The following is a 16,222-nucleotide window of genomic DNA, read 5'->3' on the forward strand; positions in this document are numbered from 1 at the left end:
CGCAAGGGTACGGCCTCCGGGCTCTGGTCAAGACAGGGAGCCCGCAGGCGCGGCGCTGATGGCCGACCTCGCTCCTGGAACGGATGTCGCCCACGAGTCGAGCACCGTCTCCGGGCCGTCTCTGGGCCGTGCCCACCGACCTCGTGCAACGGAACACCGCCGGCGGGGCCGCACGAACCTCGCCCGGACAATCGACGTGACACCCAACGTACGTCGCGTACCGGCCACCGGTATCGTCGCGAGGTGACTTCTGATCGCCCCATCGACGGCGTTACTGCAGGCCAGGGCCGCATCAATCAGCAGATGGTGGGCTGGGCAGCGCTGCTGGTAGTTCTCCTGCTGGTGGTGATCCCTACGCTGCTCGTGAGGTCCGGGCTGGTCGGGGACGCATGGTGCGCCCTCGCCCTCTTCTCCCCCCTGATCGGCTTCGCTGTGTGGCAGAGTCCCGCTGAGGCGCGATCCCCGGAGCTGCGTGACGGTCATCTGTTGACAGCACGCACCCAATGTGGGCGACGCACGGTCGATCTCACCAGTCTGGTCAAGGTGCGACGGATCGAACTCCAAGGTCCCTATACGCCGGCGGTGGACCAGCTCGCGATCAAGGATGCGCACGGTGTCCGCCTCATCCTCGACGAAGGTCACGACGTGGAGATTCGAACGGCGATCACGCAGGCTCCAGCCGGCCGGATAGACGTCTCCCGCCGCGCGGCCGAGCGGCTGGGGCTCACGCCGTCACGAAGCCGCCCCTGGCAGATGTACATGCTGCGCATGATGCGCACCTTCGCCGTTGGCGTCACGTTGCTCATCGCGGGCTTCCCACTGCTGGCCATCAGTCTGGCCACCGCAGGCAAGGCCTGACCGCTGCTACCCATCGTGGCCGAGCACGTCGAGATCCAGGCCGTGGCGCACCACGAGGGCGCGGGCGAACCGGTGGTACTCCTCGACGTTCGCCATGCTGAGGTCGTTGCCGTATCGAAGCAGGTGCTGCTGTGCGGTGGAGGTGGCCCGGTCGGCCTCACCCCGCAAGAGATGCAGTGCCGGGATCAGAAGATTCGCCCGCCCGGGATTGCCCACGTGGCCGCCTTCCTCCAACGCAGCCAGCAGCCTGTCCGGACTTGCGTAGCGGCGCGAGTGCGGAAGCCCGTACCGGATGACCAGCTCCACGAGCTCTTCGGCTGCGGGTCCAGCGGCCTCGGGAGTCGCGATCTTCAGCTGAAGGAAACTGCTGTACGGGGTGAGGTATCCGATCGGCCTGCTCAGGGTGGCCTTTCCTGGGACGGGCTTCTCACCCAGCAGTTCAGCCAGGAGCCGTTCCAGCGGCACGTATGCGAGACCGGCAACCGGATTGATCTGGAGAGGGTGATACCTCGTGGCTGTGTTGAGACCGACCCAGGCTTCGAAGCCATCGCCAAGGTCCAGCGTGAAGATGCCCCCGCGGCCGCGCCGACGCCAGCCGGCCTCCGTCATACGCTCGCGTGCGGCGGCATTGAACGCCGCGATCAGGTCACGCATCACGCCCGCAACCTTAGGCCTCCTCGCCGTGGCCGTTGCCGAGCAGGTCAACCTGCCCACGGCGCAGCACAACCGCCGCCGCGCCGGCGTGCCGCAGCTGCGCCGCATCGGGCGGTCAGCCGCGGTCAACAACGTGGCGTCGCCGTCGCGATGACCGGCTGAGCCCAGGACTCTCCAAGGCCGCTCTGATCTGCCCACCCTCGACGCCCTCGACCACCAGGCCCGAATCTGTTTCGACCCCGGCAGTCAGATCGCATGGGGGATGTAGGGCGATGCTGCGACCTGTGCCATCGTCCGAAGTTTCGTGAAGTAGGAGGCGCAGTACTCCTCGTTGATCAGGGGCACGATCTTGTCGAGGTCGGCGATGCGGCCCCAGAGGGAGGCAATGCCCCTGTCGTCGAGTCCGCCGTCCAGTTCTCGTTGCACGAGGCCGGCGACGTCGGCGTCCAGGAGGACCAGGTCCACGCCGTCGAAGTCCACGCCGCGGAAGCCGTCGGGGAACAGCGCGCGCTGGTGGTCCTTCCACAGCCGGGCGAGTCCGCCAGCGGGCTGTGCTCCGCCCACCGGGATGGCTCTCGTCTCTGCCGCGGACGGTGGGCGAAGGAGCAGGGCGACGGCATCGAAGACGGCACGCACCATGGCGACCGCTTGGGCCGCTCCGACGGCGGCACTTGACGCGGCGCCCCGCGTGAGCCGGTCGCGCAGTCGTCGGCTGCGGTCGAGTTCGGCGGCGAGTCCGGCCGTGATGAGTCCCGCGTCGGTGGCCCGCTGGATCAGGGCGTGAAGCGGGTCGTTCGAGCCCAGTCGTTCGGCGAGGACGTGCTCCAGGGCGAACAGGGAGTGCGTGACGGCGACGGTGGCGAACTCGTAGCGGTAGTAGGAGTGCCGGATGAGCTCGCGGGAGGTTTCCATCGCGCTCATGACGTACATCGACGCCCCCTGAGGCAGAACCAGGTCCGAGACCAAGGCGTGCATGCCGTCGTAGTCCAGAACGATGTAGCGGCCACGTGGATCCGGCATGGGCATGGAAAGCGGGCCGGGCATCGACGGCGGGGTGTTCACCGGGGCAGTCTTGTCGCCGGAGGGCTGTTGGTGCCATCGGATTTCTCGGAGCGGTTACCGACCCGTCCGCCGCATGTCGCCGCCGGCCCGGGCTTTGAAATACGCCGCGACAGCCACCGCACGAACGCGGACGACCACGGACGCGGAAGATGGACGGTTCCGCCCGAAGTCACAGGGTCGCGTGCAGTGCTTCGGGACGACGAGGCCACTCCTGAGGCCTCAGGGAAGCAACTATCCCCGGTTCACGCAGCTGTACGAGCCGTCGTCATTGCGCCCCACGCTGTCGTACGACCAGCAGTGGAGCGCCGGCGCGAGCGTCCACATCCGCACTGCCATGAGGACACCGATGCAGGCGACAGCAGCCCATCCCCCGTAGGACCGCCAGCCGGAGAGCGCCAGTCCGCCGACGCCCACCAGGGCCGCGAACACCAGCATGTAGACGATCACCGGCCCCATGTTCTCCCGCAACCCGGGGAACGACTCCATCTCGATGGTCCCCCCGAAGCTGAACAACACCACGAGTACGGCAAAGGCGAAAACGATGGCGGCCGTACAACCACGGACTGCGCGCGCGTACGGCTCAGGCCGGATCTCGGCCGGCTCGGCAGAGTGCTTCTCGTGCACGGCACCTCCTCATCCGTGGGTGAGCCGCGATCGTAACGGCCGGGCAGAGCACCGCAGGAGGTACCCACACCCGACTCGGCACCCGCAAGGCGCACTTGGCGGATCCCATGATGTACGTGCCAGGCCTCGGGATAGTCAAATGCACGTCGGAGCCGGAACAAGCAAAGGCCCGCCCTCCGGAGAGTCGCATCCTGCTACGCGCGGGGCGTGGCTCCGGTCTTCCGCTGCAATCCCGTCCGGGCGGCACCGAACGCATCCCCGACGAGTGCACGGACGTCGGCCGGCTCACGCCCGCAGAAATCGCAGAGCGCATGTCCGCGGTCCAGGGAGGCCGGCTGTTCGACGCCCTCGATGACGATGGCGCCCCACCTGCGGAGCCGGAGCCGTGATGATAGGCGCCGGAACGCCGTCTGATGTCCCTCGTAGCCTGTCCTGGTGACGAGCGCACAAGAGCACCCCACGTCTGCGGTGATGCGGTCCCTGCCCGAGGCGGAAACGATCCTCCGCGACACCGACTGGGCCGGTATGGAGCATCTGTGGGGTCCCGCAGGTGACGTGCCCGCTGCGCTGGCGGCCCTCCGCGGCACGGATCCCGTTGTCCACGCGCGCGTCATGGACAAGGACCTCGACTGCCTGCGCCACTCGAACGGTGTCTCCCCGGCCACGGTGCCCGCGGCGTTGTTCATCGCCGCGATCCTTCCGGATCCGTGCGCCGAGGTCGAAGGGACCTACTACTCCTGGGACGCCCCAGTCGGAGGGGAACGGCGCAGCCTGCTCCGCGTGGAACTGCTCGAATGGCTGGCGGCACTGGTCCACGACACCGACGACGAGCTGTACGCCAGGCTACGGAGGCGGGGCGAGGTCTCGCCGGAGATCGAGGCGGTACGGGCTTTACGGCCGCTGTTCTTCCGGGCAGTCGCCCCCTTCCTGGACGACGCCGAGCCGACCGTCCGCCACGCGGCCCTCATGACGGCCGTCTTCCTCTCCGAACACCCTGATCTGGCAGGCCACCGACCTCATCTGGCCCTCCGTGCACGGGATCTCCTGGAGACCTGCGAACGCCCTCAGTACTACCGCCACGGCGCCATCGACGGCCTCAAGGCCTGGGGCGAGCCCTACGAAGACCTCATACGTCCCACCGACGTTCGTCCACCCCGGCCGACGGAACAAGAGGGATCGCCGTGGGATGACGCGGCCTCCGCCGACGACCAGCAGCCCGGCTGCAGCGACGACCCGCGCTTTTAGGGCTGCCGGTCCCAAGCCCAAGCGGCGGGCGAGTTCGCGCAGCTCGGGGTCGTCGTACGGGCGAGCCATGGGCGCATCCTCCCGCGGCCACACCCTGCTTGGCGAGCGAGCCGGGCAGCCACCCGTGCCGCATGGGGCGGTCCGCCCGCGTGTGGCTGACGCCATTCGCGACAGCGAACCGCCTCCCATGCGGGAACGGGATCACCGCCAGGGCGAACCGTGGATCGGACGTCCCGGGCCGTGGCCCGGCATGACGGGCTGCTGCGCCGGGGGTGCGGGGTTCACCTGGCCGCCGGGCTGCTGCACCGGGGGTGCCGGGTTGACCTGGCCGCCGGGCTGCTGCACCGGGGGCACCTGGCCGCCGGGCTGCTGCGCCGGGGGTGCGGGGTTGACCTGGCCGCCGGGCTGCTGCGTTCCCGTGCCCGGGGCCTGTGCGAGTCCGCCGGCCCACAGCTCGTCGACGCGCGAGCGCTCGGTGGCGTCCGGGTAGCGGTTGGTGCAGGACGGGCCGGGGCCGCCACCCGACATCAGCTCGCTGCACGGCCCGCTGTAGTTGTCCGGCAGGCCCAGCACGTGCCCGGTCTCGTGGGTGACGACGCGGATCGAGTCGTCCTGCCGGTTCTGGGTGTAGTCGAGGAAGACGTAGCCGCTTCCGTGGCCGTCGGTGGAGGCGTAGGACCCGCGCTGGTCGTTGCCCTCGTAGTAGGAGAAGTCCGCGTTGCCCGAGGCCTCTTGAAGCTTGACGTTGGACTCGGAGCTGTTCCATATCGAGGCGGCGCTCGATATCTGCGAACGGAAGCTCGGTGCGTGGGAGGCGTCGTAGTGGACGGTCACCGCCTGCGCGTTGGGCTGGGCGGCGCGCTTCGCGGCGACCGACGTGAGGACGGCCTTGAAGAACGCCTCGTTGTTCGCGGCCTCCTCGCCCGACCCGTCGTACCGCGCCGCTGCGGAAGTACCGGTGGGGGCGGACGGGGCGGCGGGGGCGTGGGCGCTCGCCGGCACCGCCGCGCCCAGCGCGCTGGAGGCCAGACCCAGACCGAGAGCCAGGGCGAAGAGTCTCGGGGACGTACGGGACGACTTCATGGGAGGTCTCCTACTCACTCGGTGACGCCGAGCGTCCGGTGCGCGTCCGACTCCGCGAACACCGGTTCCGACCTGCAGCGACGTCCTGTGGGTCGCCATTCTTAGAACGGCCCGACGGAGAGCGCAACGGGCCCTGCCACTAGGTCGCCTCGTAGGTCCCGGGACCTTGCCGCGGCAAGCGATCGGGCCTCCGTCCGCACACGGCGGTGGGGGAAGGAGCTGTCGTAACGTCAGAACCCGTACGCCGCATAGCAGTCGGCGTACGGGTCGGCCGCGCTGAATTGCGGGAGGCGCGACAGGATTCACATTCCGGCGAAGTTGGACAAATTAGCCGATACCTTCCACACGCACCTACTAAGTGCGGCGGTAGGTTGGCGGGGTCTTGTGACCGATGTCATAGATTGCGGGCTTCCGCTTCTTTCACACCCCGCCGGCCCCGATTCGACCCCCTTCCCGAGTCACCCCCACCGCTCGGGCGTACCGCTCGTCACGGCGCGCGGACGCCGAGGCGGTCGGCCTCCTCGATCACCTCGCCGAGCAGCCCGAGCCATTCGTCCACGTCGGCGGCCTGCAGGCCCACGTCGAGCCCGAGGCCCTGGCCGCCGGCCAGGTAGACCTGGGTCGCGCCGCACTCGCGGGCGGCCATGAGGTCCTCGGCGACCTGCCGGGGCGATCCGCCGAGGAAGGGCCGGCCCTCCCCGATCGGTTCGCGAGTGAGCGGGGTCGGCCAGGGCACCTGGTTGACCACCATCAGGTCCGCCGGGTCGCGACCCGCCTCCCGGGCGGCGTCGTGGAACGCGGAGACGATGCCGCGCAGTTCCTGCGCCGAGGACGTGATCGGGATCAGGCCGTCCGCGATCCGGGCGGCACGCCTTACGGCGGCCGGCGCATTCGCGGCCAGCAGCACCGGGATGTGGGCCTGGACCGGCTTGGGGTTCACCTCCGAGGGCGCGATCTTGTAGAACTCCCCGTCGTGCCGGACCGGGTCCGGGCCCCACGAGGTCCGCATCGCCGTGATGAATTCCTCCGTGCGGGCGCCCTTGCGGCCGATCGGCACGTTCGCCGTCTCGAACTCGTTGTGCTGCCAGCCCTGTCCCAGGCCGGCGATGACCCGGCCCCCGCTGAACCGGTCCAGGGTGGCGAGCCGGCGGGCGAGCATCACGGGCACGTGCAGCGGCGCCACCAGGACCGCGGTGCCCAGCTTGATCCGCTCGGTCACGGCGGCGACATGGCTCAGCGTCTCCAGCGGCTCGTACGTCGAGCCGTAGAACTCCGGCAGCATGTCGGGGTCGCCCCCCGTCCACAGCACGACCTTCTCGATCGGGCGCAGCAGCCGCTCGAACGTCCACAGGGCGGCGTAGCCGAGGCGTTCGGCCTCCACTGCGACCCTGACGATCGTCTCCGGCGAGGTCTGCGGCCCGGCGGTGGGCAGTGCGAGACCGATCTCCATGGGTCCTCCAACAGGTGCGGTGCGTGGTTCCGGGACGCGGCCGGTGACGACGCGCAGCGGACGGCGTCCGCAGGGTGGGCCGCGGCGTACGGACGTGCCGGGCGGCGACGCGGGCGGGCTCTCCTTCTTATATACTAGAATCTGTGTCCAATATAGTAGATCCGCTGGTCGCGCAGATCGCAGCGCGCATCCACAGTGAACGGGAACAGCGCCGATGGACCCTGGCGCAGCTCGCGGACGCCTCAGGGGTGTCCCGCGCGATGATCAACCGGATCGAGCGCGCCGAGAGCAGCCCCACCGCCGTCGTCCTCGGCAAACTGGCGGCCGCGTTCCAGGTGCCCCTCTCCGCCCTGCTCACCCCGCCCGAGGCCACCGGGGTGCACCGGACGGCCGACGCCACGGAGTGGCACGACCCGGCCACCGGGTACCGCCGGCGCCAGATCACCGGGCCGCGGTTCCCGGCGGACATCGCCGAGGTCCGCCTGCCGCCGGGGGCCCGTGTGCCGTACCCGGCGGCGTCCCTGGCCTTCCAGCGGGTGGCCGTCTGGGTGCTCGACGGCCGGCTGACCTTCCACGCAGGCGACGCGGTGCACGAACTCGACGCGGGCGACTCGATCGAGATCGACGAACCGGTCGCGCACGTCTTCGCCAACACCAGCGACGCCGAGTGCCGCTACGCGGTCGTGCTCGCCCGCGTCGCGGGGCCGTGACCCCTCCCCCACGGCAGAGCAAGGTCCTGCTGGGAGCGCGCCCAGCCCGCGGTGTTGGAGTAGGACTCGTAGCAGTAGCGCGTACGGCGTTCCCACTCCTCGCCGGTGAGGTGCTCGTACGCCCGGTCCGGGACGTACAGCAGGTCTTCGGCCCACACGAGGCCGCTCGCGAAGGGCTCGAACGCCGCCGGATCCCGCAGGACGCGGTCGTACGTCTCGCGTCCGGCGGCGACGACGGCGGCCCGGGTGTACAGGAAGGCGTCGCCCGACAGGTCCTGTCCGTACTCCCTGCGATCCAGCCGGTACAGCGCCCACGACAGGTGCTCCGCGAACTGTTTCACCGTGCCCAGGGGGCCCGCGACCAGGCGGGCGGTCAGGGCGGCGACGAGTCGCTCCGCGTCCGGGTCGGGTGTCGTCGGCGCGCAGTCCTCGATCAGCTGCCAGAAGGCGTTCTCGTCCACGTACGCGAGCATGACGGAAGCCTCTGACAGGCTTCGTCGCGGTCGGCACGGCGCGATGAGCCGGGGGCACCGGTCGACGTCACGCCCCCGCGAGGCTCCGTCGGGCGCCGCTGACGGGCCGGCCCGGACCCGCCGGGTGCGGGCCGGCGGATGACGCCCCGGCGGGCCACGCCGCCGCGGGCGCGCCGCGGGCGCGACGCGGGCGCGGAGGCCGTTGCGCCGGGTGGGCTCACCCGTTTGCCGACGGACGCTTCACCCACCTGGCCGCAGTGCTGGCGGTGCTGGGGTGTGTGCGTGGCTCGCCGTGCTTCCATCCCGTCAGGAGGCACACATGATGCGTGAGGACCGACAGCAGGACACCACCCCGCGGACGGGTGCGTCACGGCGGCATCTGCTCGCCGCGGCCACACTGGCGCCGGTGCTGGGCGGGGCGATCTCGGCGTGCGCGCCGGCCGGGACGTCGAAGCAGCACAACCACCCGTCGGTCATGCCCGTGCGCACCGCCCTGACGGACTGGAAGGACGTGGCCGTCGCGCTGGGGCGGACGGGGGACATCAGGCGCGACTTCATGTACCACACGGGCCTGCCGCGCCGGGACCTGAAGGTGGTCTCGCAGGGCGTCACCGTCAAACCGGGGCTCGCGCTGGGCTCGCACGTGTCCTTCGTCCGGTACGCCGACGGGAACACGCTGCTGATGGGCGACGTGGTGGTCACCGAGAAGGAGATGCAGTCGTTCGCCGACGTGCTGCACGAGCGCAAGATCGAGCAGACCGCGATCCACAAGCACCTGCTGTCGCAGGACCCCGAGATCTGGTGGGTGCACGTCCACGCGCACGGCAAGGACCCCGTGGCCATCGCCAAGGGCCTGCGCGCGGCGCTCGACCGGACCGGCGCCCCGCCCCCGGGACGGCCGGACCACTCCGTACCGCGCCAGCTGGACATGGACACCGCCGCCATCGACAAGGTGATGGGCGTCAAGGGCGGCATCGACGACGGCGTCTACAAGAACACCTTCGTGCGCAAGGAGACCATCACCGACAACGGGATGGTCCTGCCGCCGGGCCTCGGGTCGACCAGTGCGATCAACTACCAGCCGCTGGGCAACGGCCGGGCCGCGGTCAGCGGCGACTGCGCCATGATCGCCAGTGAGGTCCAGGACGTCCTGGCGGCCCTCAGGCGTGCCGGGTGCCAGCTCGTCGAGCTGCACAACCACGGGCTCACGGACGAACCGCGGCTGTTCTTCGTCCACTTCTGGGCCGTCGGTGACGCGGTGAAGCTCGCCAAGGGGATCCGCGCCGCGCTGGACGCCACCAACGTCAAGGGGATGGCGGTCGAGATCGGCTGACCGCCCGTCCCGCCGGCGGGTACATGTGTCCCGGCCGCCGCTCCGCACCGCATCACGGTCGCGGCAGCGGCGGCCGGCTCCGTCCCCGCCCCGGGGCGGTACCGTCTGCGGGGACGGTCAAGGGGCGGGACACGGGAGGGACACGGGGCATGGCGGGACGGTGGTACACCGCGCTGGGGGTGAACCTGCTGCTGGGGATACCGGGCGTGGTCCCGCTCTGGATGCTCTGGTACCTCGCGGCGAACTGGCCGCTGGCGGACCTGGGTCTGACGCAGCGGGAGCCGACGGAGAACGACGGCATCCTGCCCGGGCTGGTCCTCTTCGGGCCCGTCGTGCTGCTGTTCGCCGTGCTCTGGTGGGCGGCCAACCGGCCGCTCGCGGCGCGGACGACGCTCACCGCGCGCCGCTACTGGCTGCTGAGCGTCCTGGCCACGTTGCTGCCGACGGCGGCGCTCTTCGCCAACTCCTGAGCGTCCCGGCGTCCCGCTCCCCGGCGTCCCGCCGCCCCGCCGCGGAGTGGTCCCCCGCGGCGGGGCGTGGTGGGCGTGACGTCGGTCACGGGGCGGGTCAGGCCGGGGTGCGGACGGCGGGGTCGGACGGGACGGGCCGGGTGGCGACCCTGCGGCGGCGGCCGGGGAGGCCCAAGGTCGGGTTGGCGACTCCCCAGGCGGCGCCCTTGCAGACCAGTTCCTTGTAGACGGCGGCGAACCGTCCGGTGACGGCCGCGCCGACGGCGCGGTCGTCGGCGGTGACGAACTGGATCAGGCCCTCCTTGCGGCCCAGCGAGATGCACTGGTTGAAGTAGCGCAGCGGCACGTCGGGGAGCTTGCCGCCGGTCAGGCGGGCGGCGATGGAGTCGGCGGCCTGCCACGCGGTGGGGATGCCCGAGGCGCACGACATCCGCAGCGGCTTGCCGCCGGGGCCCGCCACCAGGGCGGCGTCGCCGATGGCGTAGACGTCCGGGTGGGAGACCGAGCGCATGGTGCCGTCGACCACGATCTGGCCGGTGGCGGTGGTCTCCAGGGTGGTGGCCCCGGCGATCGGGTGGACGGCGAAGCCCGCGGTCCACAGGGTGACCGCGGCCGGGAGCGACGTGCCGTCGGCGGTGAGGACGTGGCCGGCCTCCACGGCGGCGACGGTGGTGTGCTCGTGCACGGTGATGCCGAGCCGGTCGACGACCTTGCGCAGGTGCCGGGCGCCCTTCGGGGAGAGCCAGTCGCCGAGGCCGCCGTGGGCGGCGAGGGCGACGGCGAGGTCAGGGCGGGCCTCGGCGATCTCGGTGGCGGCCTCCAGGCCGGTGAGACCGCCGCCGACCACCATGACGTGACGGCCGGCCTCGAGCCCGGACAGGCGCTCGCGCGCCCGGAGTGCACCGGCGCGGCCGGCGATCTCGTAGGCGTGCTCGGCGGCGCCGGGGACGCCCTGGTCCTTCCAGCCGCTGCCGAGCGCGTAGACGAGGGTGTCGTACGGCAGTTCCTCGGCGCCGCCGGTGCCACCGGCGCTTCCGTCAGCGTCCACGCCCCGGACGGTGACGGTGCGGCGGTCGGCGTCGACACCGGTGACCCTGGCCGTCCTCAGTGCGACGCCGGTGCCCTCGAACATCCCGGCGAGGGGCCGGGGCGTGAGGTCCTGGCCCGCGGCGAGTTGGTGCATCCGGACGCGCTCGACGAAGTCGGGGTCCGCGTTCACGAGGGTGACGGCGACGTCCTCGCGGTGCAGCCGCCGGGCGAGGCGCCCGGCGGCGCTGGCTCCGGTGTACCCGGCTCCGAGGACGACGATGCGGTGCTGCATGTCCTGGCTCCTGTCTGCTCTCCAGCGGATTCGCCACTTGAACCGGACGGCCCGCCGTTTCCTGACAGGAACGGGATGTGAAGCACGTCACATCGGCATCAGAAGGCGTGGAGCAGGGGTTCCCCGTGGTCGCCGGCCGCCCATCGCCTCGTGGCGCGGTCGAGCTTGTCGGGGTTGACCTGGTTGCGGACGGCGGCGATGCCGTCGGCGGTGACCTCCAGGCACATGACGCCGACGACCCGGCCGTCGACGACCGCCACCACGGCGGGCGCGCCGTTGGCGGCCGTCACATGGACCTCGGCCGAGCCGCCGACGAGCGCCCGCTTGGCGGTGCCCGGCGTGAACAGGCCCCGCAGGAACTTCGCGACGGCGACGGCGCCCTCGAACGCCTTGGTGCGGGCCGGGATCTTCCCGCCGCCGTCGCCGACCGCGACGACGTCCTGGGTGAGCAGCCGTACGAGCGGCTCGGTCCGGCCGCTGGTGGCGGCCGCCAGGAACTCCTCGACGACCCGCCGGGCCGCCGCCTCGTCGATCACGGCACCGGCGCCGGCGGCGGCGCCGCGGGCCCTGCCGTCCGCAACGTGCTTCTTCGCGCGGTGGTGGATCTGCTGGCTTGCGGCCTCGGTGATGTCGAGGATCTCGGCGATCTCGCGGTGCGGGTAGGCGAAGGCCTCCCGCAGCACGTACACGGCGCGCTCGCTCGGGGTGAGACGTTCCAGCAGGACGAGGACCGCGTACGAGACCGATTCGCGCTGCTCCGCGGTGTCGGCCGGGCCGAGCATCGGGTCGCCGGCGAGCAGCGGCTCGGGGAGCCACTGGCCCACGTAGGTCTCGCGCCGGGCGCGGGCCGAGGTGAGCTGGTTGAGGCACAGGTTGGTGAGCACCTTGGTCAGCCACGCCTCGGGGACGTCGATGCGGCCGACGTCGGCGGCCTGCCAGCGCAGGAACGTCTCCTGCACGGCGTCCTCGGCTTCGCTCGCGGAGCCGAGCAGACGGTAGGCGACGGCTTCCAGGCGGGGCCTGGACGCCTCGAACCGGTCCACGTCGTGCGGGGTCAGGGCCATGGCCGGGATCCTAGCCCTCCGCGGTCGGGCCGTCAGTGCGTGGCGTCGAGGACGTCGAGGACGTCGAGGCGGACGACCGCGCCGGTCTCGACGAGCCGGCCGGGCAGTGCCGGGTCGGACACGCCCATGACGGTGCTGGTGGGGCGGTGGTCACCGCAGTACGCGGCGGGCGCCGAAGTGCTCCAGCACGCGGTCGAGGGTGCCGGGGGTGGTCCTCGTCCGGAGTTCGAAGTCACCGGTCCTGATGAGGGTTCCGGCGCTGTCGTGGGACGACTGGCCCTGGAAGACCGGGCGGCGAGGGACCGCCGCCGGGACTCCCGCCGCTGACGGCCGCGGCCCGAGGCCGGAGGCCCCGTGACGGTTCGTCACGGTACCTCCGGCCGGGCGGGGCGTGCCGCGGTCGCCGCCGGGGGCGGTGAGCCGTCAGCGGAACGGGAAGTATCCGCCGCCGAATCCACCGAATCCACCGAATCCGGCGACGGGGACGACCACGGGGACGACGACGGCGGGGACGAACCCACCGTAGAAGTTGTTGCCGTAGAACCCGTTGCCACCGAAGCCGCCGAAGCCGCCGCCGCCTTGGACGGAGCTCGTGACGCCTGTCGAACGGGCGATGGTCGTGGTCTGCGGTGCCGCATCGGCGGTGCCCGCCGCGACAAAGGCGAGCATCGGTGCCGCGAGCGCCGCGGCGACAGTCCGGCGGACGGTGATGTTTGCACGCATGTCAATCTCCTTCGTACGTGAAGATTGGTGGACAACGGCCGTGCCATTTCCGACCGTCGTCGAACCGGCTTCGTGTGCCTGGAGCCGGCAGGACGAGGGGCACGTGACCCACGCGTTCTCGCTCACCGGGCAGGGACGCCGTGATGCAAGGCGGCAAACGCCGAGGACATGACCGTGACACGGGTGGGGCCCGGAGTCAAAAGAAAGCGCCGCGTCACGGCGCGGGCGCGGACGCTTCTCCGCAGGTCAGGGGCGGTGCTATGGCCCCGTCGGAAATCTTCGCGACCCCGCGGCCGACCGTGTACCCTCCGACGCCCCCTGGCCAACGACCAGGGTCCGGGGTCACCCTCCGCGACCACCGTCCGGCTCGCCCGCGCCGGTCCCGTCCGGACGGCCCGGCCCGGCCCGCGTCACGCGATCGCCGGGTCCGACTCCTCGCGCACCGACCAGTGCGGCCCCTCCGGGAGGGCCCCGCTCGCCTCACCCGTCCCGCGCAGCGGCAGGAGGACGACCGCGGCCCCGGCCAGCGCGCACAGCAGCCAGTCGACCGCCCAGTGCAGACGGCCGGGTCCGGCGTAGAGGACGGGGGCGGCGATCAGCGCGGCGAGCAGGGCCCCGCCGAGGATCCGGGCGTGGACCGGTGCGGAGAACGCGGTGGTGCGCGGCAGGCGGCGTACGGGACGGTCGGCGGTGGCCGCGCGGTGTGCGCCCCCGAGGTACGGGCGCGCCTCGTCCGGATCCGCGAGGCCCGTGAAGACCTCGCCGCCGTCGGCGACGAACGCCGCGGGCAACTCCTCGTCGATCAGCTTCCACCGCTCCGGCCAGCAGAGCCAGCCCTCCTGGCCGCCGAGGCGCAGGCTCGCCCGGCCCACCTCCTTCGCGGGCCCGGCCAGCCTGATCTCGCGTGCGCCGTCGTGGAGCACGACCCAGTGGAACTGCGTGACGTCCAGTTCGCCGGGCTTGGACCCGCGCTCGAGGTACCGCATCCGGACCGGTTCCCCGACCCGGACGCGTACGGCGTGGAGTTCGCCCCGCCCCGCGTCCTCGGACAGCACCCGCATCTTGGCGCGCACCTCGGCCCCGCTGACCCGGCGGCGTGCGAAGAGCAGCGTCTTCACCGTCAGCACCAGCACGAGGATGATCACCGCTCCGGACAGGACGCCCCCGGAGCCGGCCGCCAGGCGGGCGAGCACGAACGGCGTCACGATGAGGAGGACGGCCCCCGTCGTGCGGCCCACTGCACGGGCGGGGAGCGGCAGTCGGCGGGGCAGTGGCGGCGGGAGCGGCTGCCCCGGAGGCGAGGGCGCCGCGAGGAGGGGCGGCGCCACGTGACAGGCGAGCGCCCAGGCCCCGGCGGTGACGGCGGCCGCTCCGAGGGCCGAGAGGACGTCCCAGCGCGGGGCCGGGGCGTCGTAGCGCACGAAGACCAGCGCCAGGGCCACGGCGGCGCAGGCCAGGGTCAGGCCGCCGAACGTGCGGGTGATCAGGGTGGAGCGTCGCATGGATGTCCTTCACCGGGCGGGTGGAGCCGGGGTGGGGGACGCCGTCTCACGGGGGTGATCGCTCGCGTGCGGACGGGCGGCCGGGGCCGGTGCACCGCTCGCTGTACGGTGCACCAGTTTCACCGGTGATCCGGAGCGAAGTAAAGGGACGACCCGTCACCATCTCGGAACAGGAGGGCGGTTGAAGCGCATTGAGCCCGCACCACCTCGGACCGCACGCCTCACGGCCGGCCCGACAGGCCCGTGCGGTGGGCGGCGGCGGGCGAGAGCACCATGGGTGCGTTCCACCCCTGGTGGACCAGGGCGACCTGGGAGGGCAACGGCAGCACGGGGAGGGCCGCGCGGCCCCGGGACCAGTTGCGCAGCAGGCCCTCGGTGGTGTCGTCGGCGGAGACCACCATGGTGGCCGGCATGCCGCCGTCCGACCAGGTGTTCCACAGGGCCCAGCCTTCGGGCCGGGCTTCGACGCCGAGGCGGGCGCAGGCGGCGTCGTACGTCTCCGTCCACTCGGCCGGCATCGCGCCGGGGCGCAGGATGACGACGCCCACGAGCCTGACGTCGGGGCGGTCCTCGTCGTCGACGCAGCCGTCGCCGGGGAAGTGGTAGTGCCGGATGGAGCGTGCGAGGGCGTTGACCGCGCGTTGCAGTGCGGTCGCGTCCTGCGGTTCGGGGAGGTAGGAGAGCCAGGACTCGTCGCCGGCCGCGGAGACGACGGCGCGTGCCAGGCGCTCGACCTCCCGCAGGTGGTCGAGCTCGGTCAACTCCGGTCGCGTCATGCGGCGCAGTGTGGCAGTGCGTGGCGCGGCGGCGCACCGGAGTTTCCCGCGCCCACGTACCGGCGGCGCGGGGCATCGCGCTACCCATGCTTGACGTGTCAAATAAATGGCTCTATGTTCGGTTGACGCGTCAAGTAATTGGGGCAGGGGTCAGGGCGGGCCCGACCGTCGCCAGGGCTCGCCCGCCCGGCCGGCGCGGTCCGCACCGTCGGCCCAGTCCGCAGGATGAGGAGTCACGACCATGGCACAGCCGAACGGCGAGGAACTGCAGGCGATCCTGGAACGCCAGGCGGAACTGCGGGACCGCTACCTCCTGCCGGCCGCGGAGCGCCCCGCGCCGACGACGCAGGGCGTCCACCACGCCGCGTTCATCGCCCGGGACGTCGAGGAGACCATCCTCTTCTACCGGGACGTCCTGGGCCTTCCGCTCGTCGACCTCGTCGAGAACCGCGACTACCGCGGGTCGACGCACTTCTTCTTCGACATGGGCGGCGAGAACATGCTCGCCTTCTTCGACTTCCCGGGACACCCCCACCCCGAGTACGCCGAGACCGTCGGCGGCGGCCACCACGTCGCGCTGTCGGTCACGCCCGAGGTCTTCGCCACGGTGAAGGCCCGCCTCGAGGAACGGGGCATCGCGTACGCGGACTTCCCGACCGAGGTCGCGCAGAGCATGTTCCTGGCCGACCCCAACGGGCTCCGGATCGAGCTCATCACGGAGCCCAAGGGCTACGCGCTCGGCGAGTACCTCCTCTGACCCCGCCAGGCCACAAGCCGTGCGCAGCCCGGGCAACACACGGGCCGCGCGCGGCTCTTGGCGTTCCCGGCGCCGGGAACGGACGCCGCCGAGGGGCGGTCGCGGAGTCGCCGGGCG

At 71.8% G+C, this 16,222-nt stretch carries 18 protein-coding genes and 1 pseudogene; 7 read left to right on the plus strand and 12 right to left on the minus strand.

Annotation, left to right across the window (positions count from 1 at the left end; translation table 11 throughout):
- Window positions 1–243: 243 nt before the first annotated feature.
- Window positions 244–858 carry a hypothetical protein gene (locus ACFZAU_RS36710; protein WP_500555782.1) on the plus strand — a complete coding sequence of 205 codons (615 nt, stop codon included), beginning with the start codon at window positions 244–246 and terminating at the stop codon, window positions 856–858.
- 6 nt (window positions 859–864) lie between these two features.
- On the opposite strand, the gene ACFZAU_RS36715 is transcribed toward ACFZAU_RS36710, so the two are convergent.
- On the minus strand, window positions 865–1,512 hold the full coding sequence (locus ACFZAU_RS36715; RefSeq protein ID WP_500555783.1) for a hypothetical protein: 648 nt from the start codon (window positions 1,510–1,512) through the stop codon (window positions 865–867).
- Window positions 1,513–1,540: 28 nt separating this feature from the next.
- Here ACFZAU_RS36715 and ACFZAU_RS36720 point away from each other — a divergent pair, with 28 nt between their 5' ends.
- Window positions 1,541–1,666 (plus strand): hypothetical protein, encoded by a 126-nt coding sequence (locus tag ACFZAU_RS36720; RefSeq protein WP_500555784.1) that lies wholly within the window; start codon window positions 1,541–1,543, stop codon window positions 1,664–1,666.
- Window positions 1,667–1,758: 92 nt separating this feature from the next.
- Here the strand turns inward: ACFZAU_RS36720 and ACFZAU_RS36725 are convergent, their stop codons facing one another.
- Both ACFZAU_RS36725 and ACFZAU_RS36730 read right to left on the minus strand, forming a co-directional pair.
- Window positions 1,759–2,532 carry a hypothetical protein gene (locus ACFZAU_RS36725; RefSeq protein WP_500555785.1) on the minus strand — a complete coding sequence of 258 codons (774 nt, stop codon included), beginning with the start codon at window positions 2,530–2,532 and terminating at the stop codon, window positions 1,759–1,761.
- A 273-nt stretch (window positions 2,533–2,805) separates the two neighbouring features.
- Entirely contained in the window at window positions 2,806–3,198 is a 393-nt protein-coding gene (locus tag ACFZAU_RS36730) for a hypothetical protein (protein ID WP_500555786.1), read from the minus strand.
- A 435-nt stretch (window positions 3,199–3,633) separates the two neighbouring features.
- Between ACFZAU_RS36730 and ACFZAU_RS36735 the strand changes: the two genes are divergently transcribed.
- Entirely contained in the window at window positions 3,634–4,443 is an 810-nt protein-coding gene (locus ACFZAU_RS36735) for a hypothetical protein (protein ID WP_500555787.1), read from the plus strand.
- A gap of 426 nt (window positions 4,444–4,869) precedes the next feature.
- On the opposite strand, the pseudogene snpA reads toward ACFZAU_RS36735, so the two are convergent.
- Both snpA and ACFZAU_RS36745 read right to left on the minus strand, forming a co-directional pair.
- A pseudogene (gene snpA / locus ACFZAU_RS36740) lies at window positions 4,870–5,526 on the minus strand (snapalysin); the annotation flags it as partial.
- Between the two features lie 487 nt (window positions 5,527–6,013).
- A complete protein-coding gene (locus ACFZAU_RS36745) occupies window positions 6,014–6,976 on the minus strand; it encodes a TIGR03619 family F420-dependent LLM class oxidoreductase (RefSeq protein WP_500555788.1) in 963 nt (320 codons plus the stop codon).
- A gap of 143 nt (window positions 6,977–7,119) precedes the next feature.
- Between ACFZAU_RS36745 and ACFZAU_RS36750 the strand changes: the two genes are divergently transcribed.
- Window positions 7,120–7,686, plus strand: a complete 567-nt coding sequence (locus ACFZAU_RS36750) for a helix-turn-helix domain-containing protein (protein WP_500555789.1) — start codon at window positions 7,120–7,122, stop codon at window positions 7,684–7,686.
- Here ACFZAU_RS36750 and ACFZAU_RS36755 read toward each other — a convergent pair.
- Window positions 7,650–8,159 carry a DUF4240 domain-containing protein gene (locus ACFZAU_RS36755; RefSeq protein WP_500555790.1) on the minus strand — a complete coding sequence of 170 codons (510 nt, stop codon included), beginning with the start codon at window positions 8,157–8,159 and terminating at the stop codon, window positions 7,650–7,652. The two genes, ACFZAU_RS36750 and ACFZAU_RS36755, sit on opposite strands and share 37 nt — an antisense overlap.
- Window positions 8,160–8,478: 319 nt before the next feature.
- On the opposite strand from ACFZAU_RS36755, the gene ACFZAU_RS36760 reads away from it, so the two are divergent.
- Both ACFZAU_RS36760 and ACFZAU_RS36765 read left to right on the plus strand, forming a co-directional pair.
- On the plus strand, window positions 8,479–9,492 hold the full coding sequence (locus ACFZAU_RS36760; RefSeq protein ID WP_500555791.1) for a DUF1259 domain-containing protein: 1,014 nt from the start codon (window positions 8,479–8,481) through the stop codon (window positions 9,490–9,492).
- Between the two features lie 149 nt (window positions 9,493–9,641).
- Entirely contained in the window at window positions 9,642–9,962 is a 321-nt protein-coding gene (locus ACFZAU_RS36765; RefSeq protein ID WP_500555792.1) for a hypothetical protein, read from the plus strand.
- Window positions 9,963–10,059: 97 nt separating this feature from the next.
- On the opposite strand, the gene ACFZAU_RS36770 is transcribed toward ACFZAU_RS36765, so the two are convergent.
- The 6 genes from ACFZAU_RS36770 to ACFZAU_RS36795 form a co-directional block, all read right to left on the minus strand.
- The gene (locus ACFZAU_RS36770) at window positions 10,060–11,283 is read right to left on the minus strand and encodes an NAD(P)/FAD-dependent oxidoreductase (RefSeq protein ID WP_500555793.1); all 1,224 of its coding nucleotides are present in this window, start codon (window positions 11,281–11,283) and stop codon (window positions 10,060–10,062) included.
- A 98-nt stretch (window positions 11,284–11,381) separates the two neighbouring features.
- Window positions 11,382–12,347: an RNA polymerase sigma factor SigJ gene (gene sigJ, locus ACFZAU_RS36775; RefSeq protein ID WP_500555794.1), complete on the minus strand. Its 966-nt coding sequence runs from the start codon at window positions 12,345–12,347 to the stop codon at window positions 11,382–11,384.
- A 150-nt stretch (window positions 12,348–12,497) separates the two neighbouring features.
- Window positions 12,498–12,716 carry a hypothetical protein gene (locus ACFZAU_RS36780; RefSeq protein ID WP_500555795.1) on the minus strand — a complete coding sequence of 73 codons (219 nt, stop codon included), beginning with the start codon at window positions 12,714–12,716 and terminating at the stop codon, window positions 12,498–12,500.
- 54 nt (window positions 12,717–12,770) lie between these two features.
- Complete coding sequence (locus ACFZAU_RS36785; RefSeq protein ID WP_500555796.1) at window positions 12,771–13,070, minus strand: hypothetical protein; 300 nt, start codon at window positions 13,068–13,070, stop codon at window positions 12,771–12,773.
- A 410-nt stretch (window positions 13,071–13,480) separates the two neighbouring features.
- The gene (locus ACFZAU_RS36790; protein ID WP_500555797.1) at window positions 13,481–14,572 is read right to left on the minus strand and encodes a hypothetical protein; all 1,092 of its coding nucleotides are present in this window, start codon (window positions 14,570–14,572) and stop codon (window positions 13,481–13,483) included.
- A gap of 221 nt (window positions 14,573–14,793) precedes the next feature.
- A complete protein-coding gene (locus ACFZAU_RS36795; protein ID WP_500555798.1) occupies window positions 14,794–15,348 on the minus strand; it encodes a hypothetical protein in 555 nt (184 codons plus the stop codon).
- Window positions 15,349–15,589: 241 nt separating this feature from the next.
- On the opposite strand from ACFZAU_RS36795, the gene ACFZAU_RS36800 reads away from it, so the two are divergent.
- Window positions 15,590–16,105 carry a VOC family protein gene (locus ACFZAU_RS36800; RefSeq protein ID WP_499598577.1) on the plus strand — a complete coding sequence of 172 codons (516 nt, stop codon included), beginning with the start codon at window positions 15,590–15,592 and terminating at the stop codon, window positions 16,103–16,105.
- Window positions 16,106–16,222: the final 117 nt, after the last annotated feature.

It is taken from the genome of Streptomyces sp. NPDC008238, from assembly GCF_042956445.1.
Classification (GTDB): Bacteria; Actinomycetota; Actinomycetes; order Streptomycetales; family Streptomycetaceae; genus Actinacidiphila.